The sequence below is a fragment of the Shumkonia mesophila genome (assembly GCF_026163695.1).
Lineage (GTDB): Bacteria > Pseudomonadota > Alphaproteobacteria > Rhodospirillales > Shumkoniaceae > Shumkonia > Shumkonia mesophila.
In genome coordinates, this window is the sequence record NZ_JAOTID010000015.1 from 123,555 (window position 1) to 148,366 (window position 24,812).

Consider the following 24,812-nt stretch of genomic DNA (forward strand, 5'->3'; position numbering starts at 1 on the left):
GCTGGGGCTCAGGCATCCACGGTTGCGGGCTTGGCGGTCTCGGTGAGGTAGTTGGAAACCTCCATGGCCGCCGCGCCGGCTTCGATGATGGTATCGACGATGTCCTTGGGGCCGATGGCCACGCCGGCGGTAAACACGCCCTCCATCCTGGTCAGGGTCGGCGCGAACTTGGGGTGCACCGACTGGAGGAAGCCGTCCTCGGCGACGCCGACGTCGACGATCCCGGTGGGGTTCCAGGCCGGCACGATGGCCAGCGCCTGGACCACCAGGTCGTGCTCGCGGTCACGCCCGCCGCCGCCGCCTTCCTGGTCCTCGTAGCGCACGACGACGCCGCCATTCTCGCCGGTCCCGACGACCGTCGGCTTGGCCTTGACGAACTCGACGCCCATGGCCTTGGCGTTCTGGTAGAACTGCTCGTAGTTCTTTCCGAAGGCGCGGATATCCATGTAGTAGATCGTGATGTCGGCCATCGGCAGGGCGCCCGACAGCAGCATGGCCTGCTTGATGGAATACATGCAGCAGACGCGCGAGCAGTAGGGCACGCCCAAAGTCAGGTCGCGCGAGCCGGCGCACTGGATGAAGGCGATGGACTCGGGCTCCTTGCCGTCGGAGGGCCGCAGCACCCGCATGTAGGGGCCGTGCGGGGCGAGCAGGCGCTCCATCTGCAAAGACGTGATCAGGTTGGGCTGCCTGCCGGCAGGGCCGAAGGCCTTTTCGGTGTAGTCGGGGATCAACTCGTAGCCGGTGGCCAGCACCGCGGTCCGCGCCCGGAGGGTGAACTGGCTGGGCTTGTCGAAATAATTGATGGCGCCGGTCGGGCAGACCTTGAAGCATTGGCCGCCTTCCTTGCCGCAGATCCAGCAGTTTTCCGGATCCATCACCGCCTTCTGCGGCACCGCGTTGGAGAACGGCACATAGATGGCCTTGCGCGACGTGAAGCCGCCCTGTTCGTGATCGGGCACGAAGGTCGGGCAGGCGTATTCGCATTCCCGGCAGCCGGTGCAGAGGTCGATGTCGACGTAGCGCGGCTTTTGCTTGACGGTGGCGACGAGGCCGTTTTCGTCGCGCACCAGCTTGTCGAGTTCGCACAGCGTGAACAGCGTGATGTTGTCGTGATGGGCGGCCGCCGCCATTTTCGGGGTCGTGATGCAGCTTGCGCAATCCAGCGTCGGGAACACCTTGGACAGCCGGATCATCTTGCCGCCGATGGAGGGGTCGCGCTCGACGATGGCGACCTTGAAGCCCTGATCGGCGAGGTCCAGCGCCGTTTGCAGACCGGCGATGCCGGCGCCGAGCACCAGGGTGTCGAACTCAGCACTCTCCGCGGGGGTCATCGGAATCCTCTTCTCTGGGCGCGGTTCGCCGGTCAGGCGGCCGCCGTCGCCATCTTTTCTTCGCCCGGCATCCCGAGCTCGGACACCACGTCGTTCATCTTCTTGACTTCGTTGAGGAAGGCCCGGTTGCACACCGTGCAGATGGCGGTGAGGCGCAGCCGGCGGGGATCGAGCCCACGTTGCTTCATGCTGACGTAGACCCGGTCGATCCGCTTCGAGAGGGCGTGATACGCCCCCTCGTAGGGGCATTCCACCCCGCAGGACATGATGATGATGCCGGCGACGCCCTTGGCGAAACAGTCCAGATAGAACTTTTCGGGGAACATCGCCGGTTCCCGGGTCCTCAGAACGTAGACGTTGTCGGCATAGGCCAGATGCGCTTGACCAACCGAATTGGCGCCCGGATAGGCGCAGTCTTCGGTGGCCAGGATCAGGATTTTTGGTTTGGTTCCCTGGCCGGCCATGGCGAAGTCCCTTTACTTTCCGCGGCGAACGAAGATCCGATCATAGCCGTCGGCGATCATGTGGCCGACGTACTTGTGACCGACCTTGCCGGCCCACTTCGGGATATCGTCCTTGGTGCCGGGGTCGTTGGACAGGATCTCGAGAACGTCGCCCATCTTCACCGTGGCGATGGCCTTCTTCGCTTCAAGAAGGGGCCCCGGGCAGGCGCTGCCGCGCGCGTCCACCGTGTTGGCGGCCTCTGGCGCGGCGGGGAGAAGGTCGGACATAGGTTTTCTCCTGTTGCTTCTTTTTTCTTGGATCGGTTCCCAGGTGTCGGACAGGACGCAGAAGATATTGATATTTTTATGTCTCGCGTCGGCGGCCCGAACCCAAAACTCAAGCCACACCCGATCTTTACATTAGTCTTTTGAGATATTCAAGAGAAATAACCGCAGAAATAATATGGATAATAAGAACGCTTATCATTAGCAGACAGGCGTTCGTCGGGAAGCAACCGAAAGAAGAAAAAAGGGGCGCCGCGGACGGCTTAAAGACCGCCGAGGCGGGGTGGCTCGTCGAGCCCGCGATAGCGGTACTGGAGCGCCACGGTGATGCCCTTGAGCGGGCGCAGCACGGCCAGTGTGCCGGCGATCACCAGCGGCCCCCACAGGACGGCGTGGACCCACAGCGGCGGCGCCACAGTGAGTTCGAGAAACGCGGCGGGGCCGACGATGCCGGCGCCCAGGATGAAGGTGGCGGCGACGGCCGGCCCATCGCCGGCATCGTGCTCGGCGAGGTTCAGGCGGCAGGCCGGGCATTCGCCGGCCACCTGAAGATAGCCGTCGAACAGCCGGCCCTCGCCGCAGCGCGGGCAGCGGCCGCGCAGCCCGCGAAGCAGCAGGCCTAAAAGCGGCGGCGTTGGGGTCACGCCGGCCCTATCCCTTGAAGCCGTAGCTTCCCCACCAGTAGACGCAGGTGAACAGGAACAGCCAGACGACGTCGACGAAGTGCCAATACCAGGCGGCGGCCTCGAAGCCGACGTGCTGGGTGGGCGTGAAGTGGCCCGAGCGGATGCGCAGCGCGCAAACGGCGAGGAAGCAGGCGCCGACGAAGACGTGGAAGCCATGGAAGCCGGTGGCCAGGTAGAAGGTGGAGGAATAGATGCCGTCCTCGATGCCGAAGGCGGCGTGGCCGTACTCGTAGGCCTGGAAGCCCAGGAAAAGGAAGCCCAGGACGGCGGTCAGCAGCGTGCCGTGGAACGCCTTGGCGCGCTCTCCGGCCAGGATGGCGTGGTGGGCGTAGGTGACGGTGGCGCCCGAGGTCAGCAGGATCAGCGTGTTGAGGAACGGCAGTTCCCAGGTTTCCAGCGGCACCACGCCTTCGGGCGGCCAGGTCGGCGAGGCGGCGAAGCTCAAGGCCGGGATGCTGGCGTTGAAATAGGCCCAGAAGAAGGCGAAGAAGAACATCACCTCGGAGGCGATGAACAGCACCATGCCCATACGCAGGCCGTGCTGAACGGGCGGTGTGTGGGCGTGATCGCGCTCGGCCTCGCGCACGACGTCCCGCCACCACCCGAAGAAGGTGGCGAACAGCACGGCGAAGCCGGCCAGCAGCACCCACGGCTGACCCTCGTGCATGAACCACACGCCGCCGATCGCCAGCAGCAGCCCGGCCACGGTGCCGGTGAACGGCCACGGGCTGGGCTCGACCATGTGCCAGGGGTGTTTCTTGATCTCGGTGGTCACCATGACTATCGCCTTTCCGAAACTTGCCGTGCCTGGGGTTCAGCCGTTGGGGGCGCCGGCGGCCGTCGTTGCGGCCGGCCGGGAAAGACCGGCGGCGCTTCGCGACGGATCCGTGGCGGCGCGAAAGAAGGTGTAGGAAAGCGTGATCGTCGAGACGTCCCGGGTATCGGGGTCCTCGGCGATGGCGGGATCGACGTAGAAGGACACCGGCAGGTCGGCGCCGCCGTGCGCTTCCAGGCGCTGCTCGCTAAAGCAGAAGCACTGCACCTTGACGAAATAGGGCGCCGCCTTGTTGGGCGTAACGTTGAAAGTGGCGGTGCCGGTGATCGGCGCATCCGACAGGTTCTCCGCCCGGTAGACGGCAAGCGTGCTCTCGCCCAGGGGCACCTGGACGCGGTGCTGCTCGGGCCTGAAGCGCCAGGGCAGCGGCGGATTGACGTTGGCGTCGAAGCGTACGGTGATCGAGCGGCCGGTCCCGTCGGTGCCGCCGGCTTGGCCGTCCAGGGCCACCCGCGGGGTGCCGCCGTAGCCGGTCACCTGGCAGAACAGGCGATAGAGCGGCACCGAGGCGAAGGCCAGCCCGGTCATGCCGGCGACGACACCGACCAGCGCCAGGGCCGTCACGCGGCGGCCCCGGCGGGCACGGATCTGGCGGTCGCTTGCGTCCATGGCGGTGTCGCTCCGGTCGATTCCCGCTGTCTCCCTACTCGGCCGGCTGGGCGCTCACGCGGGGAAGGTCCTCGTGGGTGTGGAACGGCGCCGGCGACGGCACCGACCATTCCAGAGTCGTCGCGCCCACCCCCCACGGGTTGGCCTCGGCCACCCGTCCGGCGGCCAGCGTGCGCCAGATGATGAAGAGGAACAGCAGGGTTCCCAGCGCGACGATCAGGGCGCCGATGCTGCTGACCATGTTCCAGCCGGCGAAGGCGTCGGGGTAGTCGGGGATGCGCCGCGGCATGCCGGCGACGCCCAGGAAGTGCTGGGGGAAGAATAGCACGTTGACGCCGACGAAGGTCAGCCAGAAATGGATCTTGCCCAGCGTCTCGGGATACTGGCGGCCCGACATCTTGCCGATCCAATAGTAGAAGCCGGTGGTCAGCGCGAAGACGGCAGCGACCGACAGCACGTAGTGGAAATGGGCGATCACGTAGTAGGTATCCTGCAACTGGACGTCGAGGCCGGCGTTGGCCAGCACGACGCCGGTGACGCCGCCCACCACGAACAGCGCGATGAAGCCGGTGGCGAACAGCATCGGGGTCTTGAACTCGATGGAACCGCCCCACATGGTGGCCAGCCAGCTGAAGATCTTGATGCCGGTGGGCACCGCGATGATCATGGTGGCCAGCACGAAATAGGCCCGCGTGTTGACGTCGAGGCCGACCGTGTACATGTGGTGCGCCCACACCACGAAGCCGATGAAGCCGATGGAGACCATGGCGTAGGCCATGCCGAGGTAGCCGAACACCGGCTTCTTCGAGAAGGTCGACACCACCTGGCTGATGATGCCGAAGGCCGGGATGATCATGATGTAGACTTCGGGGTGGCCGAAAAACCAGAACAGGTGCTGCCACAGCACCGGGTCGCCGCCGCCCTCCGGCGCGAAGAAGGAGGTGCCGAAATTGCGGTCGGTCAGCAGCATGGTCAGCGCGCCGGCCAGCACCGGAACCGCCAGCAGCAGCAGGAAGGCGGTGATCAGCATCGACCACACGAACAGCGGCATGCGGTGCATCGTCATGCCGGGCGTGCGCATGTTGAGGATGGTGGTGATGAAGTTGATGGCGCCGAGGATGGAGGAGGCGCCGGCCAGATGCAGGCTTAAGATTCCAAAATCGACGGCCGGGCCCGAATGGAAGGTGCTGTTGCTGAGCGGCGGATAGAACGTCCAGCCGGTCCCCGGTCCGGTGCCGGTGAGGCCGGCGGTGACCAGCAGGCAGAGCGCCGCGGCGAGCAGCCAGAAGCTGACGTTGTTCATGCGCGGAAAGGCCATGTCGGGGGCCCCGATCATCAGCGGCACGAACCAGTTGCCGAAACCGCCGATGAGGCCGGGCATGACGACGAAGAAGACCATCAGCAGGCCATGCGCCGTGACCATCACGTTGTAGAACTGGGCGTCCTGGATGAACTGGATGCCGGGCTCGGCCAGTTCCAGGCGGATCATCCACGACATGCCGCCGCCGATCAGCGCCGAGAAAATGCTGAGCACGATGTACATCGTGCCGATGTCCTTGTGATTGGTCGAATAGACCCAGCGCCGCCATCCCGTCGGATGATGATGGCCGTGATCCGCGTGGGCCGAGGGGGATGCTGCGTAAGCCATGGCGATTTTCCCTGGTTTCTCTCGTTCCGTCCCGACTAGCGTGCCGCCGTCGTCGGCGTCCTACCGGCGACCCGCGTGCCGCCGCCGCCCGCGCGGGCGAATTTCTCCTTGGCGGCGGCGGTCCATTCGTCGAAGGCCTGCCGGGACACCGCCCGGATGGCGATCGGCATGTAACCGTGGTTGACCCCGCACAGTTCCGAGCACTGCCCGTAGTAGGTACCCTCGCGGCGGATGCGCACCCAGGTCTCGTTGACGCGGCCGGGTACGGCGTCGGTCTTGATGCCGAACGACGGCACCGCCCACGAATGGATGACGTCCTCCGACGTCAACAGGATGCGCACGTCGGTCTCGATGGGCAGCACCACCTCGTTATCCACGGCCAGCAGGCGCGGCTGGCCGGGCTGCAGCTGATCCTCGGGCACCATGATGCTGTCGAAGGTGAAATTGTCGTGGTCGGGATATTCGTAGGACCAGTACCACTGGTGGCCGATCCCCTTGATGGTCATCTCGGCCTTGGGGTTGCGGTCCATGACGTAGAGAAGCTTGAGCGAGGGCACCGCGATGACGACCAGGATGAGGACGGGAAGCGCGGTCCACAGCACTTCCAGCACCGTGTTGTGGGCCCGCTTCGAGGGCACCGGATTGCGCTTGGCGTTGAAGCGCACCGCGATATAGGCCATGAGCGCCAGCACGAAGACGGAGATGGCGACGATGATGACGGAGATCAGATAGTTGAACTCGTGCACCTGCTCAGCCACCGCCGAAGCCGCCGGCTGAAGGTCGATCTGCCAGGGATAGGGCTGATCGGCGAAAGCGATTCCGCCGGCGGCCAGGATTGCGACCGCGGCAAGCGCGGCGACGGAAGGAAAATTCCTGAACATCATCCTCATCCGAGTTGAACGAACGGTCCGAACGGCCGTTCCGCGTTGGCCCAGAAACACATCCCGCACTTGGGGCGGCGGCCGCCCAAAACCATCCTTATATTAGGGACAGGCCATGCGAATGCAAATCAGAATAATGTCAAAATCGTCCTGTTTTCCCGATTTTCCCGCACTCCGCGAGAACTGCCACCGGGCCCATCAATCGCACGTTGATCGGGCCCCATCGGCCGCGCAGCCGCACCTTGCTTTTCCGGGACGCGAGCCGAAATATGCGTGCAACCCAGGGGGCTCTTGCCGCGAATCAGCGCGGCGGCGTCCTGGGTCCTTCAGCCTCGGGGAGGGGGCGCCGACATGAACAAATGGGTCATCGCCGCGATCCTCGTGGCCGTCGCCGTCTTCATGTACGTCAGCATCATCTACAAGATGGCCTGACGGCCGGCCTTAGGGAGCGCCAAGACACCATGCTGGCCGTCAACGACCTGCCCCACGTGATCGCGCTGACCAATCTCGCCACCGCCGTTTGCCTCATGATCGGCTACGTGATGATCCGGCGCGGCGACATCCGGCGCCATCGCCTGGCCATGCTGGCGGCGCTCGTCTGTTCGGCGGCGTTCCTGGTCGTCTATGTCCTCTACAAGGCCAACTCCGGCTTCGCCAGGTTCGGCGGCGTCGGGGTGATCCGCCCCGTCTATTTCACCATCCTCACCGTCCACGTGCTGGGCGCCATCGCCATCGTGCCGTTGGTGCCGATGCTGGTGGCCCGCGCGCTGACGGGGCGGTTCGAGGAACATCGGCGGCTGGCCCGCTGGACCTGGCCGCTGTGGATGTTCGTGGCGGTCTCCGGCGTCGTCGTCTACGCGATGGCGGTGCATCTCTTTCCCCATGTTCCGGCCTGAGGTGCCCATGCGCGCGCACGCTTCCCCCCTCCTTGCCTCCTACGGCGACGCGCTGGCCGACCCGGCGGCGCGCAGCGAACTTCGGGGATGGTGCGCGCTGGCCATCCTGTCGTTGGCGGTGGCCGGCGTCTTCGCGCTGCTGCTGGCGCTCTCGCGCACGCCGGGCATCCAGGCCTGGGTGCCGTGGCCGGCCGCCTTCTTCGGCAAGGGGCTGGTGGTCCACGTGGTGTTCGCCTTCATTGTGTGGTTCCTGGCAGTCCTGGGCGCCTTCCTGACCCTGGCGGCCTGGCGGGTCGCCGGCGGCCGGCCGCCGCTGGCCGGGGCCGGACGCGCCGGACCGGTGCTGGCCGCCATCGCCTGCGTGTTGCTGTTCGTGCCGGCCCTGCTCGATCGCGGCGAGCCGACGCTCAACAACTACGTGCCGGCGATCATCGATCCGCTTTATTACGCCGGCCTCGGCGTGCTGGCGCTCGGCCTGATGCTGCCGGTGGCCCGCCTGTTGGCGGCGCCGGTGGCCCGCCTGGGCCTTCCGCCCGACGACCTGTCGGTGGCGGCACTGGGCGCCGCCGTCGTCTTCTGCCTGGCGCTGGTCTGCTTCGGCCTCGCCTACGGCAATCTGGCCGGCCAGACGCCATCCTTCGCCTTCAACGAGGAACTGTTCTGGGGCGGGGGCCATCTGTTGCAGTTCATCAGCACCATCCTGATGGTGGGTGCGTGGTCGACGCTGGCCCGCCTGACCCTGGCGGGCGAGGTTTTCCCCGCGCGGCTGGTCAAGGGGGCCATCGTCTTTCTCATCCTCTGCGCCCTGCCGGCGCCGGTCTTCTACTTCGTCTTTCCGCCGTTCGCGGCCGAACAGACCCTGGCCTTCTCGGGCCTGCTGTGGGCGCTGGGTCCGCCGACGGTCGTCGTCGCCGCGGCCGGCGTGCTGGTCCTTGGCCGGCGCGGGAAACCCGCCGCGCTGCCATGGCGCAACCCGGTGTTCCTCAGCCTGGTCCTGTCGGTCGGCGTGTTCGCCCTGGGCGGCGTGCTGGGCATGTTCATCGACGGCGCCGACACCCGCACGCCGGCCCACTATCACGCGGTGATCGCCGGCGTGACGCTTTCCTTCATGGGGCTTTTCCTGGGCCTTTTCCTGCCGCTGCTGGGGCGGGCGCCCCGCCCGGGCCGACGGCTTAATGTCCTGGTCATCGCGTTTGCCGCCGGCCAGACCTTGGCCTGCATCGGGCTTTTCATCGCCGGCGGTCACGGGGCCCCGCGCAAGGTGGCGGGCGCCGCCCAGGGCCTGATCGACGTTGGCGCCATCGTCGGCATGAGCCTGAACGGCGTCGGCGCGCTTATCGCCGTGACCGGCGGCCTCCTGTTCATCTGGGTGGCGGGCAGGGCCCTGTTCGGCCGCGTCCCGCCGGTGGATAGGACGTCCGCCTAGTCGTTGTCCTTCCAGATCGGGTCGCCGAGGTCGATGTCTTCCTTGTCGGTCAGACCGCCGGCCGCGGCGCCGGCGGCGCCGCCGAGAAGCGCCCCCGTCCCCGGGCTGCCCATCAACGCGCCGCCGACGGCGCCGGCGCCGGCGCCGATGGCGCCGCCACTGATCGCCCGATCCGTCCTTGTCTCGCCGCAGCCGGCGACCGCCAGCATCGCGGCGGCGAGAGCGGCCGGGGCCAGCCATTTTCCTAAGGTCATGACATCCTCCTTGCTCTGTGAGTGACCGATACTTAACGGCCACCGCGCCAGGAGGTTCCCGCCGATCAGCCGCCGTCGATGGCGGCCAGGATCTCCAGCCGGCCGCCCGGTTCCACGGTGTCGGAGGGACGCAGCAGGGTTTCGCCGTTCAGCACCATGAGGCCGAGCACCAGGTTGCTTTCGGCATCGACATGCGCGAAACGCGCCAGCGCCGGGTCCTCGGCGCACAGGCGGCGGAGCAGGTCGGCCACCGCCGTCGGGCCGTCGATCTCGATTTCGCTTTCCGGCCCCTTGACGGAATCCAGGGGCGGGTACCACTTGATGCGCGTCATCGCGGCCATGGGACGCCCTTTCCTTTCCGGCGGCACAGATAGCGCAAATCCAGCCCGGTGTCTCCCCCGGCATGGCGGCAGGAAAGACTTGGTTCCCGACCGTCCGTGTCGGATACTTGCGACCGGCATCCCGGCGGCAGGGAGGATGCCAGAATGGGAGGAGCGGATGGAACACCTTGATGCCGGGCGCAGTGCCCGTCAGCGGACCGTCGCCTATTGGCTGCTTGCCATGTGCGTCATGGTCTATGTCATGGTGCTGATCGGCGGCTTCACCCGGCTGACCTACGCCGGGCTTTCCATCGTCGAATGGAAGCCGCTGACCGGCTGGCTGCCGCCGCTGACGCTCGAGCAGTGGGAGGCCGCCTTCGCCGACTACCGGCGCTTTCCCGAGTACCGCGAAGTCAATGCCGGCATGTCGCTGGACGATTTCCGCACCATCTTCCTGATCGAATACTTCCATCGCCTGTGGGGGCGGGTGATCGGCGTCGCCTTCCTGGTGCCCTTCGTCTTCTTCTTCGCCCGCGGTTGGGTCGACAAGCGGCTGCTGCCCAAACTGCTGGTCATGTTCGTGCTGGGCGGCCTGCAGGGGGCCCTCGGCTGGTACATGGTGAAAAGCGGGCTCATCGACGAGCCGGACGTCAGCGCGTATCGGCTGACCGCCCACCTGGCGCTGGCCGTCGCCATCCTCGGCTACATGCTGTGGGTGGCCATGGGGCTGCTGGTCCCGGCCGCGGGTGGCGCGGCGTCCGCCGCCACCATCAGGCGGCGCCGCGTCGCGTGGGGCATGGTCGGCCTTGTCTTCACCACCATCCTGTCGGGCGGCCTGGTCGCGGGCAACAACGCCGGTTTCGCCTACAACACCTTTCCGACCATGGACGGCGAATGGATTCCCGAGGAGTTGTTCGCGCTCCAACCCTTGTGGATCAACTTCTTCGAGGACGTGACGACCCTGCAGTTCGACCACCGGCTGCTGGCCCTGGCGACGGTGGCGGGAATCCTCGCCTTCTGGGCGTGGGCGCGCCGCGCCGGATTGTCCTGGCGGGCCCGCCTGGCCATCGACATCCTGGCCATGACGGTGCTGATCCAGGCGGCGCTGGGCATTTCCACGCTGCTGCTCGTCGTGCCGTTGCCGCTGGCCCTTCTCCATCAGGCCGGCGCCGTCGCGCTGTTCAGCGCCACCCTGTGGGCCGCCTTCGAAATGCGCCGCGACCCCGCCGGAAATTGAGAAACAGTCGCAAGAAGCCGGGGCCCCTCTCTTGTCTCCGGCTGGCGCCACTCTATATTCCCCAAGAACCCGCACGGCCGTTGGGGGTACGTGGGGCGATCCGCAGGACACACCGTTGACCCGATCGAGCGCAACCACCGCCCACCCGTCCCCCGCCTCCCTGGCCGGGGGGGAACAGGTCGCCGTCCGCCGGCCGGACTATCGGTTCCGGCTGGCCGATTACGCCATCATCCTCAAGCCCAATGTGATGTCGCTGGTGGTCTTCACCGCCATGGTCGGCATGCTGGTGGCCCCGGGCAGCGTCGACCCGCTGACCGGCGTCATCGCCATCGCCTGCGTCGCGGTGGGTGCCGGGGCGGCTGGCGCCATCAACATGTGGTACGACCGCGACATCGACCGCGAGATGGCCCGCACCCGCGAGCGGCCCATCCCGGCCGGCCGCATGCGCCCGGCCCTGGCGCTCGTCTTCGGCGTCGTGCTTGCCGTCGCCTCGGTGGCGGCGATGGCGGCCCTCGTCAACGCCCTGGCGGCGGCGCTGCTGGCGACCACCCTCGTCTATTACATCTTCATCTACACCATGTGGCTGAAGCGCCGCACGCCGCAGAACATCGTCATCGGCGGCGCCTCGGGCGCCCTGCCGCCGGTGGTCGGCTGGGCGGCGGTGACCGGCAGCGTCGATGCCGGCGCCATCGCGCTGTTCGCCATCATCTTCCTGTGGACGCCGCCGCACTCGTGGGCGCTGGCGCTGTTCCGCCGCGACGATTATGCCCGGGCCCGGGTGCCCATGCTGCCGGTGGTGGCCGGCGAGCGGGCCACCCGCCTGCAGATCCTCGTCTACACCCTGTTGCTGGTGCCGGCCTCGCTGGCCCCGACCGTCATCGGCCTGGCCGGCCCGCTTTACGGCGTGGTCGCCCTGGGATTGGGCGTCATGCTGCTGCGCCACGCCCTTCGCGTCTGGCGCGACGACACCGACCGCTCGGCCCGGCCGCTGTTCGGCTTCTCGATCCTTTACCTGTTCCTGGTCTTCGTCGCCCTGTTGGCCGACTCCGCGCTCGCGGCCTTCATTTAGCGGTTTCGAAATCCCGGATCTGATGCGGCGCATAGGGCTCTTCCAGCCGCGCCATCTCCTCGGCCGTCAGGCTGATGTCCAGCGCCGTTACCGCGTCCTCCAGCTGCGCCATCTTGGTGGCACCGACGATGGGGGACGTAATGCCAGGCCGGGCCAGTACCCAGGCCAGTGCGACCTGGGCCGGCGCCGCGTCGCGTTCCTTCGCCACCTCGACCAATCGCTCGGCGACGTCGAAATCGTTCGGCTGGAAGTAGAGCATCTTCGCGTAGGCGTCGCTTTCGGCCCGCGGCGTGGCGCCGCCGCCCTTCCGGTCGCGGTTGCCGGCCAAAAAGCCGCGCGCCAGCGGGCTCCACGGCACCACCCCGACCCCATCCTCGCGGCAATAGGGGATCATCTCGCGCTCTTCCTCGCGATAGACCAGGTTGTAGTGGTTCTGCATGGCGACGAATTTGGTCCAGCCGTGCCGTTCGGCGGCGAACTGCATCTTGGCGAACTGGAAGGCGTGCATGCTGGAGGCCCCGATGTAGCGGGCCTTGCCGGCCTTCACGACGTCGTGGAGCGCCTCCATGGTTTCCTCGATGGGGGTCTCGTAGTCGAAGCGGTGGATGTAGTAGAGGTCGACGTAATCGGTGCCGAGACGGCGGAGGCTGGCGTCGATGGCGTCCATGACGTGCTTGCGGCCGAGCCCCTTGTCGTTGGGGCCGTCCCCCATCGGGTTGAACAGCTTGGTGGCGATGACCACCTGGTCGCGCCTGGCGAAATCCTTGAGCGCGCGGCCGGTCACTTCCTCGCTGGCGCCTTCGGCGTACATGTCGGCGGTGTCGAAGAAATTGATCCCCAGTTCCAGCGCCCGCTTGAAAAAGGGCCGGGCCTCGTCCTCGTCCAGCACCCAGTCGCGCCACGAGCGGCGGCCATAGCTCATGCAGCCCAGGCACAGGCGGCTGACCTTCAATCCTGTCTTTCCGAGATTGACGTAAAGCATGGGTCGTCTCCTGCGCCTGTCGGGGGAAGGGGGCCAATTTACCGAATTTGGCATTGACCGGCCGTTCTTCCACCATAATCTGGATGGCTGACGATGCAACGCATGAGGGAAGGAGGTCGCCCATGGAGATCCAGTGGCTGGGGCATTCGGCGTTCCGCCTGACGGCCGAGGGCAAGACGGTGCTGATCGACCCCTACTTTTCCGGCAACCCCAAATTCCCGGCCGGCGCCGAAAAGGGATTCGGCAAGGTCGACCACATCCTGGTCACCCACGGGCACGGCGACCATCTGGGCGATACGCTGAGCCTCGCCAAGGCGCATGGCGCCCAGGTCGTCTCGATCTTCGAGATCGCCCATTGGCTGGGCCAGCAGGGTTACGAGAATTGCGTGCCGATGAACATCGGCGGCACGGTGACGGCGGGCCCCCTGTCCTTCACCATGGTCACCGCCCTGCACAGCGCGGGCTTTGCCCATGCCGACGGGCGCATGCTCTACATGGGCGTCTGCGCCGGCTTCGTCGTCAAGGCCGGCCGCTGGTCGGTCTACCACACGGGGGACACCGACGTGTTTTCCGACATGGCGCTGATCCAGCGGCTGCACGCGCCCAACGTCGGGTTGCTTCCCATCGGCGGCCATTTCACCATGGACGCCCGGGGCGCGGCGCTGGCTTGCAATGAGTTCCTCGACCTCGAGGTCATCGTCCCCATGCACTACAAGACCTTCCCGGTGCTGGCCGGCGGCGCCGACGAGTTCAAGCGCCTGGTCAAGCGCGGCCGGGTCGAGGTCCTGGAGCCCGGCGGCACGCTCACGCTATGATCGGCTAAGCGCCGCGGCCGGCCAGCTCGAAGCCGTAGACGGGGCGGGGTTCGTAGAGCTCTTCCAGGCTTTTCATGTCGTCCCCGTCGAGCCGGATGTCGAGCGCGGCGACGGCGTCCTCGACATAGCTTTCCTTGATGGCGCCGACCACCGGGGCGGCGATGCCGGGCTTGGCCAGCATCCAGGCCAGGGCGACCTGGATCGGCTTGACGCCGTGCCTGGCGGCGACCTTCTCGACCCGCTCGGCGATGGCGAAATCGAGATCGCGGTGGAACAGCTCCTGGGCCTTCCTGTCGGTCTGGGCGCGAAGCGATTCGGCCTTGCCCCGGCGGTTGGCGAAGAAGCCGCGGGCCAGCGGGCTCCATGGCGTCAGGCCGACCCCTTCCTCGACGCAGAAGGGGATCATCTCGCGCTCTTCTTCGCGGTAGAGCAGGTTGTAGAGATTCTGCATCGAGACGAAGTTGGCCCAGCCATGGCGCTCGGCCACGAAGCGCATCTTGGCGAACTGGAAGGCGGCCATGCTGGAGGCCCCGATGTAGCGGGCCTTGCCCGCCTTCACGACGTCGTTCAGGGCGTCCATCGCCTCCTCGATCGGAGTCTGGGCGTCGAAACGGTGAATGACGTAGAGGTCGATATAGTCGGTCTTGAGGCGCCCAAGGCTGGCGTCGATGGACTCCATGATGTGCTTGCGGCTCAACCCCTCGTCGTTGGGACCGTCGCCCATGCGGCCACAGACCTTGGTGGACAGCACGACTTGGTGGCGCGGCGCCAGTTCCTTCAGCAGCGTGCCGGTGATTTCCTCGCTCAAGCCGGTGCTGTAGCGGTCGGCGGTGTCGAAATAGGTGATGCCGAGGTCGAGCGCCTTCCTGAACAGCGGCCTGGCCTCGGCCTCGCCGATGGCCCACGGCTGCCAGGCCGGGCTGCCGATCGCCGCGGTGCCGAAACAGATGCGGCTGACCTTGAGCCCCGAGCTTCCCAGGTTGACGTATTGCATGGACACCCTCCGCGGATTGCTTCATTTTCGACGGCGCCGTACCGGTTGCCGCGGGCCCATGATAAGCGCCACGGGAGCCGCCGGCCAATCGAGTTTCCGCTTTCCGGGGGACGGAACTCAGAAGCCATCGACGGGAAGGCACGAGCCTATCATGACAACAGGGGGAACGCCGTTTTTCCGCTTGTCCCAGGCCAGGCAGGGCATCGCCTGGATGCTGCTGTCGGTCCTGGTGGCGGCCGGCATGGACGCCACCGCCAAGTATCTGACCCAGTTCTACCCGGTGCTGCAGATCGTCTGGGCGCGCTATACCTTCCAGGCGGTCGTCGTGGTGCTGGCCCTGGCGCCGCGCCTGCCGGCCCTGGCGCGCACCCAACGGCTGGGGGTGCAACTGGCGCGTTCGGCGATGCTTCTGGGCGCCACCGTGACGTTCCTGTTCGGCCTCCAGAACATGCCGCTGACCGAGGCCAGCACCATCCTGTTCCTGGCGCCCCTGATCGTCACCGCGCTGTCGGTGCCGCTTCTGCGCGAACGGGTGGGGCCGCGCCGCTGGGTCGCGGTGTGCGCCGGCTTCGCGGGTGCGTTGATCATCATTCGGCCCGGCGGCGAGGCGTTTAACCTGTGGGCGGTTTTTCCGATGGCAACGGCGTTCCTCTACGCCCTTTACATGGTGACGACCCGCCATCTGAGTCGCACCGATTCGACCTTGACCACACTGGTTTACACAGCCTCGGTCGGGGCGCTGGTCATGAGCGTGATCGTCCCCTTTGTGTGGGTGCCGCTCGACACCAAGGGATGGCTGCTGCTGATCATGCTGGGGGGGATGGGCGGCGCCAACCATTTCGCCCTCATCCGGGCCTTCCGGGCGGCGGCGGCCGGGGTCGTCAGCCCATTCGAGTACTCGCGGCTGATCTGGGCAACCCTGTTCGGTTATACCCTCTTCGGCAACCTGCCCGATGGGTGGACGGTGCTGGGTGCGGCGGTCATCGTCGGGGCCGGACTCTACATCTACCGCCGGGAGGCGAACGCCGCTGGAAGCAGTGTCCTTCCGGGCGACTGAATTGCCCTTGTCTCCGGCCCGTCAGCGTGACCCTTCGTCTTCCTGCGATTGATTGAAGACGTCGTCGAAGCGGTGCGCGTTCTGGCGGAACAGCTCGAGCAGTTGCGGATCGTAGTGGTCGGGGCGGGTGCGGTCGTCGCCTTCCAGGATGATGCGCACCACCTCCTCGTGGGACAGCGCCGACTTGTAGGGGCGCTGGGAGCGGAGCGCGTCGTAGACGTCGCAGATGGCGACGATGCGGGCGTTGATCGGAATGGCTTCGCCCTTGAGGTTGTTCGGATAGCCGCCGCCGTTCCAGCGTTCGTGATGGCAGAGCGCGATCTCGGCGGCGCACTTCATGGTCGGCTGGTGGGATACCGACAAGATGCGATGCCCGATGGCGCAGTGGCCCTTGATGGTGTCGAACTCCTCGTCGCTCAGCCGACCCGACTTCATCAGGATACGGTCGGGGATGCCGATCTTGCCGACGTCGTGAAGGGGAGCGGCCAACTCGATCTGGCGGCGCTGCTCCTCGGACCAGCCCAGCGCTTCCGCCAGGATTCCCGCATAGATGCCGATGCGCGCGTTGTGCGCCCCGGTTTCGGTGTCCCGGAACTCGGCGGCGACCGCCAGGTGGCGGGCGGAATCCTCGTCGGCGGCGTCGAGCAGGCCGGCCAGCGTCTGCGCCTCCGTGGTCTTGCGGCGCACCTGGCCCATCAACTCCTTCTGGACCGCCCGTTGCGAGCGGTGGCGATCATAGCGCTCGCCGGCCTGCTGCACGACGTTGAACAGGTGCGTGAAGTCGACCGGCTTCAACAGGAAATCCGAGGCGCCATGGCGCAGGGCGGCGATTGCCGAGGCGGTGTCGCCGTGTCCGGTCATGACCAGGAATTCGAGATCCGGCAGGTCGCGTTTGCGCACCTCGGCCAAGAGATCGATTCCCGACCGTCCCGGCATCTTGAGGTCGGAAAGCACGACGCCGATGGACTCTTCTTCCGTCGCCAGAATGGCAAGCGCGTCGTCCACGTTCACCGCTTCGAGACAGGAGAACCCCTTCAGCGACAGGTAGCCGACGACGGAGGAGCGCACGATCGACTCGTCGTCGACCACCAGGACCTTGGCCGAGGAAATGTGGCCTCCCGAGGATTGCGTCGAGGTGCCCGTTCGAGTGCTGACAAACTTCATGGCCTTACCATCTTTGCCTGCCGGTTCGCCTGCCGTTCGGTCATCGGCGCCGGCCCTCCTTTGCCACTCACGGTTTGGCATCCAGGGTTCGGCGGATGATCTGTCCCAGTTCGCTGGGCTCGATCGGCTTGCGAACCACTTCGTTGATGCCGACGGCCTTGTGCGCCAGGGCCGAGGCCGGCGGCGCGTAGCCGGTGCACAGAATGATTGGGATGTCGGGGCGCAGTTCGCGCAGCTTGCGGGCCAAGACGTCGCCCGTCATGTTCGGCATGACCTGATCGGTGACGACGATGTCGAACTGGTCCGCCATCGACTGGAAGACCGCCAGCGCGGCGGCCGGGCTGGTTAGGGCTTCCACCTTGTATCCGAAATGCTCGAGATAGGTTCCGATCGACTGCAGGACCATCCGTTCGTCGTCGACCAGCAGGATGCGCTCGGTGCCGCCGAATTCGGTGCGGATCTTCTTGACGTCCTTGGCGGTTTCGACGCGGGCGCACGGCAGATAAATGCTGAACGTGGTTCCCTTCCCCGGTTCGCTCAGCACTTCGATGCCGCCGCCGTGGTCCTGCACGATGCCGTGGACGGCGGCCAGGCCGAGGCCGGTTCCGGCGCCGACCGGCTTGGTGGTGAAGAAGGGATCGAAGGCGCGGGCCAGGGTATAGGGGTCCATGCCGCAGCCGGTGTCGCCGACCCGGAGGCAGGCGTACTGCCCGGGGGCGAGGTCGTGGCCGGCGACGCCGATCGGCGCCGTCGTCACGATGCTCTCGACGCAGATGATGATGGCGCCCGCCGTGTCTCCGATGGCGTCGGCGGCGTTGGAACAGAGATTGAGCAGAACCTGATGGATCTGCGTCGGGTCGGCCAGCACCGTCACCGAGTTTTCGGCCACCTGCCACTCGATAACGATGGTCGAGGGAATCGAGGCGTGGACGAGCTTCACGGCCTCATCCACGATGGCGTTCAGGCTGACCGGCTTCAGGTTGGCTTCGCGGCGCCGGCTGAAGGCCAGCAGTTGCTGGACCAGGTCCTTGGCGCGGTCGGAGGCGACCATGATCTGGTCCAGGTTGAACTGGACGTCGGCGTCGGGGTCCAGCTTCTCGATGGCGATCTGGCAATGGCCGAGGATGCCGGTCAGGATGTTGTTGAAGTCGTGGGCGACGCCGCCGGCCAGCGTGCCCACCGCTTCCAGTTTCTGGGCGTGACGGAGCTGTTCCTCCATCCGCCGCTTGTCGGTGGTGTCCTCGGCCACGCTGAGGAAGTTGGTGATGTCGCCGGACGTGTTGATGATCGGGCAGATCGCGGTGGAGGACCAGAACAGCTCGCCGTTTTTGCGCCGGTTGCGCAGTTCGCCGCGCCATTCGCGCCCCGACATGATGGTGGTCCACATCTGGTCGAACTGCTCGGTGTCGGTATCCTCGGACTTGAGGAAGGCGGGCGTCTTGCCCAGCGTCTCGGCCGGCGTGAAGCCGGTGGTCTCGTAGAAGCGCGGGTTGGCGTATTCGATGATGCCGTCGAGATTGGTGATCAGGGTGGCGGCCGGGCTCTGTTCCACCGCCAGCGACAGCTTGCGGAGATTTTCTTCGGCCTGGCGGCGCTCGGTGATGTCGATGGCGACGCCGACGCAGCCGCGATATTCGCCGTTGCTGCCCAGCATTGGCTGGAACCGGAGCGCGAAATAGCGGCCGGCGACGGAAGCGGTGGCGTGAACGGTGGCGCCATGCCGCGCCCGGTTGGCGGCATCGACGATCTCGGGATATTTGCCGTAGACGTCCGTGACGCTGCGCCCGACCATGTCGTCCGGGTGCCCGCCCGGCGTGCCAAGCCCCATGCCCCGCGACAAGGTGAACTGACCTTCCGCGTCCATCGCCCACAGGGCGACGGGGGCGGCGGACAGCACCGACTCGAGCGAAGCCTGGGCATCGCGCAGCGCCTCCTCGGTGCGGCGCAGGTCGGAGATGTCGACGGCGACCAAAAGCGTGCTGCCGTCGGGCGTGCGATGTTCGCGGATCTGCAGCCAGTCGGCGGTCCGCTGGAGCACGAACGGGCCGGCCGGTTCGCGATGACGATCCAGGCGCCCCCGAATCCACGTTTCCCGCTGTTCGGTATTGCCGTCGATCCGGCCGTTGGCGACGGCCTGGCGGATCATATCCTCGAAGCGAAGACCGGGCTTCAGCTTGATCTCCGGGAGGATCTGCGACTGGTAGAGCTGATTCCACAGGACCAGCCGGTCGTCGGCATCGAACAGCGCAAAGGAAACCGGCACCGTTTCGATGGCGTCGAGGAACTGCCGGCGGACCAGGGTTTCGCGCTCCTCGGCGGCGACGATGGCGGTGATGTCGTTGCCGGTGCCGCGATAACCCAGGAACGCGCCGTCCGCCCCGAAGCGCGGCTTGCCGCTCAAGCGAATGACATGCAGTCCGCCGCCGCTGTCCTTTATGGAATACTGGAAGTCGCGGAAGGGGTGGCGGCCGGCCAGCACTTCCTTGTGCGCCACCAGGTCGGCGGGGTGGATGATCGGATCGCCGGCCGTGAACGGCGATTGGCCGATGATCTTCTCTTTCGGCACGCCCACCAGTTCGAGAAACCGGTCGGACACGAACGCGAAGCAATTGTCCGGGTTGGTTTCCCACATCCAGTCCGAGCTGGCCTCGGCGAAATCCCGGAAGCGATCCTCGCTGTCCCGCAGCGCCTGCTCGGCGCGCTTTCTGACCGTGATGTCGTGGGCCACGCCTTCGATGCCGGCGATGTCGCCGTCCTCGTCGAAATAGCGGCGGGCCGTGGTCAGCGCCCACAGTTCGGTGCCGTCCCGATGACGAAGCATGACTTCGTACCCGTCCAGCTTGCCGCCGTTATCGTCCAGCAGCATCATCAGGTCGGTCGGTGTGCCGGGATCGGCGAAGAAGCTGGCGAAGTGGTGGCCCAGCATCTCTTCCGGGGCGAATCCGGTCAGATCGACGACCGAGGGCGACATCATGATGATGCGTCCTTCGCGATCGGTGCGAAAGAAGGTGTCGACCATGTTGTCGAGGATGCCGCGCAGGTCCCATTCCGACCAGCGCAGGGCCTCCTCGGCCCGCTTTCTCTCGGTGATGTTGGTATGGGAGGCGCCGATGGCGGCGACGGACCCGTCGGGGCCGAGGATCGGGAACTTCACCACCATGTCCGTCTGCGGCAGGCCGTCGACGCCCACCGTTTCGTATTCGAATTCGGCGGGGCGTCCGGTCGCCAGAACGTCCTCGTCGTGATCGTTGAGGATGGCGGCGGTTTCCCGGCGGAACAGATCGCGCAGGGTCTTCCCCTCGGCCTCCGCGGCGCTCAGCCCCTGCTGGCGTTCCCATTGCTTGTTGACGAGCAGCAGCCGTCCTTCGGTGTCCTTGACGACGATGGCGGCCGGAGAGTTGTCGATGACGGCGCGAAAGCGGGCCTCGCTCTCGCGCAGCGCCCGCTCGACCTGGCGATGGTTCTGACGCGTGCGGGCCGCCTTCAGTTCGCGGACGAGAGCGGGAACCAGGCGGTCGAGACGACTTCTTTCGATACAGTCGTGAACGCCACCCGCCACCAGTTCCGCCGCAGTGGAGGCGTCGGCGGTGGCGGAAACCAGGATGAACGGAACGTCCTTGCCGGCTTCCTGATAGGTCTGGAAGACGGGGGCGCCGCCGAAAGGCGAATGGTCGTGGTCTGCGACCACGGCGTCCCATTCGCCGTCGGCGAGGGCCTTGCGGAAGGCGTTTCTGCTGGTGACGCGGTGGACGGTCGGAGCGAAGGGGCCCTTTTCCAGCGCATGAAGCAGTTCCTCCGCGTCGGCTTCCGATCCCCCCACCAGAAGAACGCTGATCGGACTGTTCATGGTGTTTGTCCCCACCGCACGATCCGCCGTCCTACTGCCTGGGATACGGTTGCGCTTTTCCTGGTCTGATTCCAGGAGATTAGTTCGACCTCGTCTCTCCCACTTCGAACAGCTTTTCGACGTTCAGCACGATGAGGAGCTGGTTCTTGAGACGATAGATGCCCTCGGAGAAGTCGCGCCACAGCGGATCGATGGTGGCCGGGTTCTTCTCGTACTTGTCGCCCGGCACTTCCATGACCTCGCCGACGGCATCGATGAGCAGGGAATAGAGGTTGCCGCCATGCTCGACGACGACGTTCATGCCCGGCTTGTCGTCGGGCCGGGGCGGCAGGGCCAGGCGCTTGCGCATGTCGATCACGGTGACGATGCGGCCCCGAAGGTTGATGGAGCCGGCGATCACCGGATCGGCCAGGGGAATGCGCGCCACGTCACGCGGGCCCAGCACGTCCTGGACGGTCAGCACCGGGATGCCGAACCACTGCCCGGCAATGGTCAACGTCACGTACTCCCGCGTTTCGCGTTCGATGGCCGTCGCCGCCGATGTCTCCGCTTTCACCGCCGTCCGCGCGTTCATTGCACACCTCCCTGGCCCCGCAGGGCGTGTTGGGCGATCGCCTGGTCGACGGTCGCCACCAGCGCGTCGCGGTTGAACTTGGCCACATATTCGTTAAAGCCGGCCGCCATACCTTCGGCCATGTCGCGTTCTCCGGCATGGGTGGAGAGCGCGATCAGCGGCAACGCCGACCACGGCCCCTGGGCGCGGAGTTCGCGGGCCAAGTCGTAGCCGCTCATCCCCGGCATCTCGATGTCGCTGATGATGGCGTCGAATTCCGCGCCTTCGTCACGCAGCTTCAATGCCGCCGCGGCGTCCTCGACCGTCACCACGTCATAGCCGGCCACCGACAGCTGCGGGCGCATGAGATTGCGGAAGAACGGGCTGTCGTCGATCAGCAGCAACCGCTGCCCCTTGCGCCCTTCTCCCGCCCGCGTCATGCCGCCGCCGGGGCGACCGAACCAATCGCTGAAGGCCCGCGTCAGATAGAACGCGGTGTCGATGACGTCGGTCGCCTTGCCGGCCACCACGGCGGTTCCCACCAAGCCGGGCTGGTCGGCCTTCAGTTCCACAGAGATGCGGTCCTCGACGATGTCGATGATGTCGTCGACGACGAGACCCATTGAACGGTCGCCCTCGGTGAACACGATGGTCGGCTGCCGGCCCTCGGTCGCCCACGTGTGGCTGGGGTTGAAGGGCACCAGCGGCATGATGTGGCCGCGGTACTGCACCATGGGCACGCCGTGCGAATGCTCGACGCTGCCGAGGTCGATCTCTTCGAGACGGGCCACCAGGGCCAAAGGCACCGCCTTCAGTTCCTCGTTGCCGGCCCGGAAGACCAGCAGCGACGTGACCTCTTCGTTGAAGGCCACGTGACGTTCGTCCAGCTCGGCCGCTTCCTCGCGGGTCACCGTCACCGCGCTGGTCGTCGCCGCGATGCCGTTGGGGTCGAGGATCATGATGACGCTGCCGTCGCCCAGGATGGTGTTGCCCGAGAACATGGAGATCTCGCGCAGGATCGGCGACACCGGCTTGACCACGATTTCCTCGGTGTCGAACACCCGGTCGACGATGACGCCGAAGCGGTAGGTGCCGACCTGGCAGACCACGATGAACTTCTCGTCGCGGGCCAGATCCGGCGCCTTGGCGCCGCCGTCCAGGCGCAGCAGATGGCTGAGCAGGACGAGCGGCAGCAACCGGTCGCGCAGGCGCAGGACCGGCGCCTCGTTGATCAGTTCGATCGAGCTTTCCGAATGAGCCGACGCGCGGACCAGTTCCAGCACGCTGATCTGCGGGATGGCGAACCGCTCGCCGCCGCACTCCACGATCAGCGCCGAGACGATGGCCAGCGTCAGCGGGATCTTGATGGTGAAGATCGATCCCGAGCCTTCCTTCGAGGAGAACTCGATGGTGCCGCCGATCTTCTCGATGTTCGAGCGCACCACGTCCATGCCGACGCCGCGGCCCGAGACGTTGGTGATCTTTTCGGCCGTCGAGAAGCCGGGGCGCATGATGAACTGATGGATCTGCTGTTCGGTCATGGCCTCGAGCTCGGCTTCCGTCGCCATGCCGTTGGCTAAGGCCTTCGCCCGGATCCGCTTGGTGTTGAGACCGCGCCCATCGTCGGAAATCTCGATGATGATGTGGCCGCCCTCGTGATAGGCGTTGAGCCGGATCAGCCCCTTCTCGGGCTTGCCCGCCTGGAGGCGGTCGGCCGGGCCTTCCAACCCGTGATCGGCCGAGTTGCGCACCATATGGGTCAGCGGGTCCTTGATCAGCTCCAGAACCTGGCGATCCAGTTCGGTGTCGGCGCCCAGCATCTGGAGTTCGATCTTCTTGCCCGATTCGACCGACAGGTCGCGCACGATGCGGGGCAGCTTCGACCAGGCGTTGCCGATCGGCTGCATGCGCGTCTTCATCACCCCCTCCTGGAGGTCGGAGGTGATCAGGCTCAGGCGCTGCAGGGGCACCTTGAATTCGCTGTCGTCCTTGCCGCGGACCATCTGCAAGAGCTGGTTGCGGGTCAGCACCAGTTCGCTGACCAGGGTCATCAGGTTTTCGAGCAGGCCGACGCTGACCCGGATCGAATGCGAGGCGACCGCCGACTCCTTGGTCCCCTCCGCTTCCTTGCGCACTCCGGTAGCCGAGCCGGAACGCTTGCCCACCGAGGCGCCGGAGCCGGAAGCCCCATCCTCGCTCTCGTCGACTTCATCGGCACCGCCGGTCGCTTCGACCGCCGGCTTGGCCGCCGGTTCGACGGCTGTTGCCGTTTTGGAGGCTTCCGCCATGCGTTCGGCTTCCATTGCCGCGCGCAACGCCTCGTCCGAGGCCGCCTTGATGCCGGCCGCCTCGGCCGCCGCCACTTCCTCCAGCAACTCCGCCGCCACCGGGAAGCCGACATCCACCGTCACCGGGACGCTGGCGGCCTCTTGCTCCTTCTCCTTTTTGGCCTTCTTCTTGGCGGGCGCCGGGGTCGGAAGCGACTCCGTCTTGCCTTCCGCCATGGCGTTCAGGAGTTGGATCAGATCACCATCCTCGCCCTCGGGTTCGGTGCCGGTCTCCTCGAGGACTCCCAACAGCTCCTTGATGCGGTCGATCGAGGACAGGATGAGCGTTACCGAACCGGGCGTCACCTCCAGCGCGCCGTCCCGGAACTTGCCCAGCACGTTTTCCGCCGAGTGGGCGACCGTTTCCAGCCTCGGCAGGCCGAGGAAGCCGCACGTACCCTTGATCGTGTGAACCAGCCGGAAAATGTCCTGCAAGATTGCCGAATTCGACGGATCCCGCTCGAACTCCACCAGTTCAACGTCCAGGACCGACAAATTCTCGGACGTCTCCGTCAGAAAATCCGTCAATAAATCGTCCATCACTGCACTCCCTATTCCTCGGACCGGATTCCGGCGAGTCAACGTGTCCACATGCAATCGGCTAGTTGCCGTCGAACCCGCCGATCCCGATAGTCTTCCCGCCGGCACGCGAACGTCGGGTGGATTGGCGAAGCCCTGTTCTATCCCATCGGTACGATAAAGGCCGCACGTTTCGAAAGAATGTCTAGGACGGAGTTTTTGGTAACGGTTTGTCGCCTAAGTGTGACAGCCTGAAACAATTTCCGTTAAAAAGAAGAAAATTCGCCCGATGGCCGTCCCCCACCCCGCCGATGGTGGGCGGAGTGGGGGGTACGGAAGGGGGTTACGCGCCCCGTACGTTGGCCAGGAACTTGTCGACTTCGGCGCGAAGCGTCTCGGATTGGCGGGACAGGTCGGCTGCCGTCGACTGGATCTGGGCGGCCGCCGCCCCGGTGTCGTTGGCCGCCTGGCTGACGCCGCTGATGTTGGAGGAGACCTCGTGGGTGCCGGCCGACGCCTGCTCGACGTTGCGGGCGATCTCCTGGGTTGCCGCACCCTGCTCCTCGACCGCCGAGGCGACCCCCGAGTTGACCTCGTTGATCTTGGAGATCGTCTTGGTGATCGATTCGAT

The 24,812-nt window shown here is 66.2% G+C and carries 23 protein-coding genes and 1 pseudogene; 7 read left to right on the forward strand and 17 right to left on the reverse strand.

Translation table 11 applies throughout. The annotated features are described in order from the left end of the window. Positions 1-8: 8 nt before the first annotated feature. From ODR01_RS20740 to coxB, 8 genes are all read right to left on the reverse strand, one after another. On the reverse strand, positions 9-1,334 hold the full coding sequence (locus ODR01_RS20740) for an FAD-dependent oxidoreductase (RefSeq protein WP_316979614.1): 1,326 nt from the start codon (positions 1,332-1,334) through the stop codon (positions 9-11). Between the two features lie 32 nt (positions 1,335-1,366). Next, entirely contained in the window at positions 1,367-1,798 is a 432-nt protein-coding gene (locus ODR01_RS20745; protein WP_316979615.1) for a hydrogenase iron-sulfur subunit, read from the reverse strand. A gap of 12 nt (positions 1,799-1,810) precedes the next feature. Continuing rightward, positions 1,811-2,065: a sulfurtransferase TusA family protein gene (locus ODR01_RS20750; protein WP_316979616.1), complete on the reverse strand. Its 255-nt coding sequence runs from the start codon at positions 2,063-2,065 to the stop codon at positions 1,811-1,813. Positions 2,066-2,325: 260 nt separating this feature from the next. Continuing rightward, positions 2,326-2,706, reverse strand: coding sequence for a DUF983 domain-containing protein (locus ODR01_RS20755; protein WP_316979617.1), 381 nt, complete (start codon positions 2,704-2,706; stop codon positions 2,326-2,328). A 7-nt stretch (positions 2,707-2,713) separates the two neighbouring features. Next, positions 2,714-3,526, reverse strand: a complete 813-nt coding sequence (locus ODR01_RS20760) for a cytochrome c oxidase subunit 3 (protein ID WP_316979618.1) — start codon at positions 3,524-3,526, stop codon at positions 2,714-2,716. A 36-nt stretch (positions 3,527-3,562) separates the two neighbouring features. Continuing rightward, positions 3,563-4,192, reverse strand: a complete 630-nt coding sequence (locus tag ODR01_RS20765) for a cytochrome c oxidase assembly protein (protein WP_316979619.1) — start codon at positions 4,190-4,192, stop codon at positions 3,563-3,565. 34 nt (positions 4,193-4,226) lie between these two features. Beyond that, the gene (gene ctaD, locus ODR01_RS20770) at positions 4,227-5,840 is read right to left on the reverse strand and encodes a cytochrome c oxidase subunit I (RefSeq protein WP_316979620.1); all 1,614 of its coding nucleotides are present in this window, start codon (positions 5,838-5,840) and stop codon (positions 4,227-4,229) included. A gap of 35 nt (positions 5,841-5,875) precedes the next feature. Further along, positions 5,876-6,724 (reverse strand): cytochrome c oxidase subunit II, encoded by an 849-nt coding sequence (gene coxB, locus ODR01_RS20775; protein ID WP_316979621.1) that lies wholly within the window; start codon positions 6,722-6,724, stop codon positions 5,876-5,878. A 288-nt stretch (positions 6,725-7,012) separates the two neighbouring features. On the opposite strand from coxB, the gene ODR01_RS20780 reads away from it, so the two are divergent. Genes ODR01_RS20780 through ODR01_RS20790 form a run of 3 tightly spaced genes read left to right on the forward strand, consistent with a single transcriptional unit; the run spans position 7,013 to position 9,043 of the window. Beyond that, the gene (locus ODR01_RS20780) at positions 7,013-7,153 is read left to right on the forward strand and encodes a hypothetical protein (RefSeq protein ID WP_316979622.1); all 141 of its coding nucleotides are present in this window, start codon (positions 7,013-7,015) and stop codon (positions 7,151-7,153) included. A 29-nt stretch (positions 7,154-7,182) separates the two neighbouring features. After that, the gene (locus ODR01_RS20785) at positions 7,183-7,617 is read left to right on the forward strand and encodes a DUF420 domain-containing protein (protein WP_316979623.1); all 435 of its coding nucleotides are present in this window, start codon (positions 7,183-7,185) and stop codon (positions 7,615-7,617) included. 7 nt (positions 7,618-7,624) lie between these two features. Then, positions 7,625-9,043: a cbb3-type cytochrome c oxidase subunit I gene (locus tag ODR01_RS20790; RefSeq protein ID WP_316979624.1), complete on the forward strand. Its 1,419-nt coding sequence runs from the start codon at positions 7,625-7,627 to the stop codon at positions 9,041-9,043. Here the strand turns inward: ODR01_RS20790 and ODR01_RS20795 are convergent. Continuing rightward, complete coding sequence (locus tag ODR01_RS20795) at positions 9,040-9,297, reverse strand: YMGG-like glycine zipper-containing protein (protein WP_316979625.1); 258 nt, start codon at positions 9,295-9,297, stop codon at positions 9,040-9,042. The two genes, ODR01_RS20790 and ODR01_RS20795, sit on opposite strands and share 4 nt — an antisense overlap. Before the next feature lie 65 nt (positions 9,298-9,362). Beyond that, positions 9,363-9,638, reverse strand: coding sequence for a MoaD/ThiS family protein (locus ODR01_RS20800; protein ID WP_316979626.1), 276 nt, complete (start codon positions 9,636-9,638; stop codon positions 9,363-9,365). A 157-nt stretch (positions 9,639-9,795) separates the two neighbouring features. On the opposite strand from ODR01_RS20800, the gene ODR01_RS20805 reads away from it, so the two are divergent. Both ODR01_RS20805 and ODR01_RS20810 read left to right on the forward strand, forming a co-directional pair. Next, positions 9,796-10,854 (forward strand): COX15/CtaA family protein, encoded by a 1,059-nt coding sequence (locus tag ODR01_RS20805; protein WP_316979627.1) that lies wholly within the window; start codon positions 9,796-9,798, stop codon positions 10,852-10,854. 115 nt (positions 10,855-10,969) lie between these two features. After that, positions 10,970-11,923: a heme o synthase gene (locus ODR01_RS20810; protein ID WP_316979628.1), complete on the forward strand. Its 954-nt coding sequence runs from the start codon at positions 10,970-10,972 to the stop codon at positions 11,921-11,923. On the opposite strand, the gene ODR01_RS20815 is transcribed toward ODR01_RS20810, so the two are convergent. Next, a complete protein-coding gene (locus ODR01_RS20815; RefSeq protein WP_316979629.1) occupies positions 11,916-12,905 on the reverse strand; it encodes an aldo/keto reductase in 990 nt (329 codons plus the stop codon). The genes ODR01_RS20810 and ODR01_RS20815 overlap by 8 nt on opposite strands. 122 nt (positions 12,906-13,027) lie before the next feature. Here ODR01_RS20815 and ODR01_RS20820 point away from each other — a divergent pair, with 122 nt between their 5' ends. Then, a complete protein-coding gene (locus tag ODR01_RS20820) occupies positions 13,028-13,720 on the forward strand; it encodes a metal-dependent hydrolase (protein ID WP_316979630.1) in 693 nt (230 codons plus the stop codon). Between the two features lie 4 nt (positions 13,721-13,724). On the opposite strand, the gene ODR01_RS20825 is transcribed toward ODR01_RS20820, so the two are convergent. Continuing rightward, a complete protein-coding gene (locus tag ODR01_RS20825; protein ID WP_316979631.1) occupies positions 13,725-14,714 on the reverse strand; it encodes an aldo/keto reductase in 990 nt (329 codons plus the stop codon). Positions 14,715-14,865: 151 nt separating this feature from the next. On the opposite strand from ODR01_RS20825, the gene ODR01_RS20830 reads away from it, so the two are divergent. Then, the gene (locus tag ODR01_RS20830; RefSeq protein WP_316979632.1) at positions 14,866-15,771 is read left to right on the forward strand and encodes a DMT family transporter; all 906 of its coding nucleotides are present in this window, start codon (positions 14,866-14,868) and stop codon (positions 15,769-15,771) included. A gap of 21 nt (positions 15,772-15,792) precedes the next feature. Here ODR01_RS20830 and ODR01_RS20835 read toward each other — a convergent pair whose 3' ends face one another. The 5 genes and pseudogenes from ODR01_RS20835 to ODR01_RS20855 form a co-directional block, all read right to left on the reverse strand. After that, positions 15,793-16,935, reverse strand: a complete 1,143-nt coding sequence (locus ODR01_RS20835; protein WP_316979633.1) for an HD domain-containing phosphohydrolase — start codon at positions 16,933-16,935, stop codon at positions 15,793-15,795. 67 nt (positions 16,936-17,002) lie between these two features. Next, positions 17,003-20,782, reverse strand: a complete 3,780-nt coding sequence (locus tag ODR01_RS20840; RefSeq protein ID WP_316979634.1) for a PAS domain S-box protein — start codon at positions 20,780-20,782, stop codon at positions 17,003-17,005. A gap of 79 nt (positions 20,783-20,861) precedes the next feature. Next, complete coding sequence (locus ODR01_RS20845; protein ID WP_316979635.1) at positions 20,862-21,356, reverse strand: chemotaxis protein CheW; 495 nt, start codon at positions 21,354-21,356, stop codon at positions 20,862-20,864. Next, positions 21,353-24,202, reverse strand: coding sequence for a hybrid sensor histidine kinase/response regulator (locus tag ODR01_RS20850; protein WP_316979636.1), 2,850 nt, complete (start codon positions 24,200-24,202; stop codon positions 21,353-21,355). Before ODR01_RS20850 ends, ODR01_RS20845 begins: the two co-directional genes overlap by 4 nt. 322 nt (positions 24,203-24,524) lie before the next feature. After that, a pseudogene (locus ODR01_RS20855) lies at positions 24,525-24,812 on the reverse strand (hypothetical protein); the annotation flags it as partial.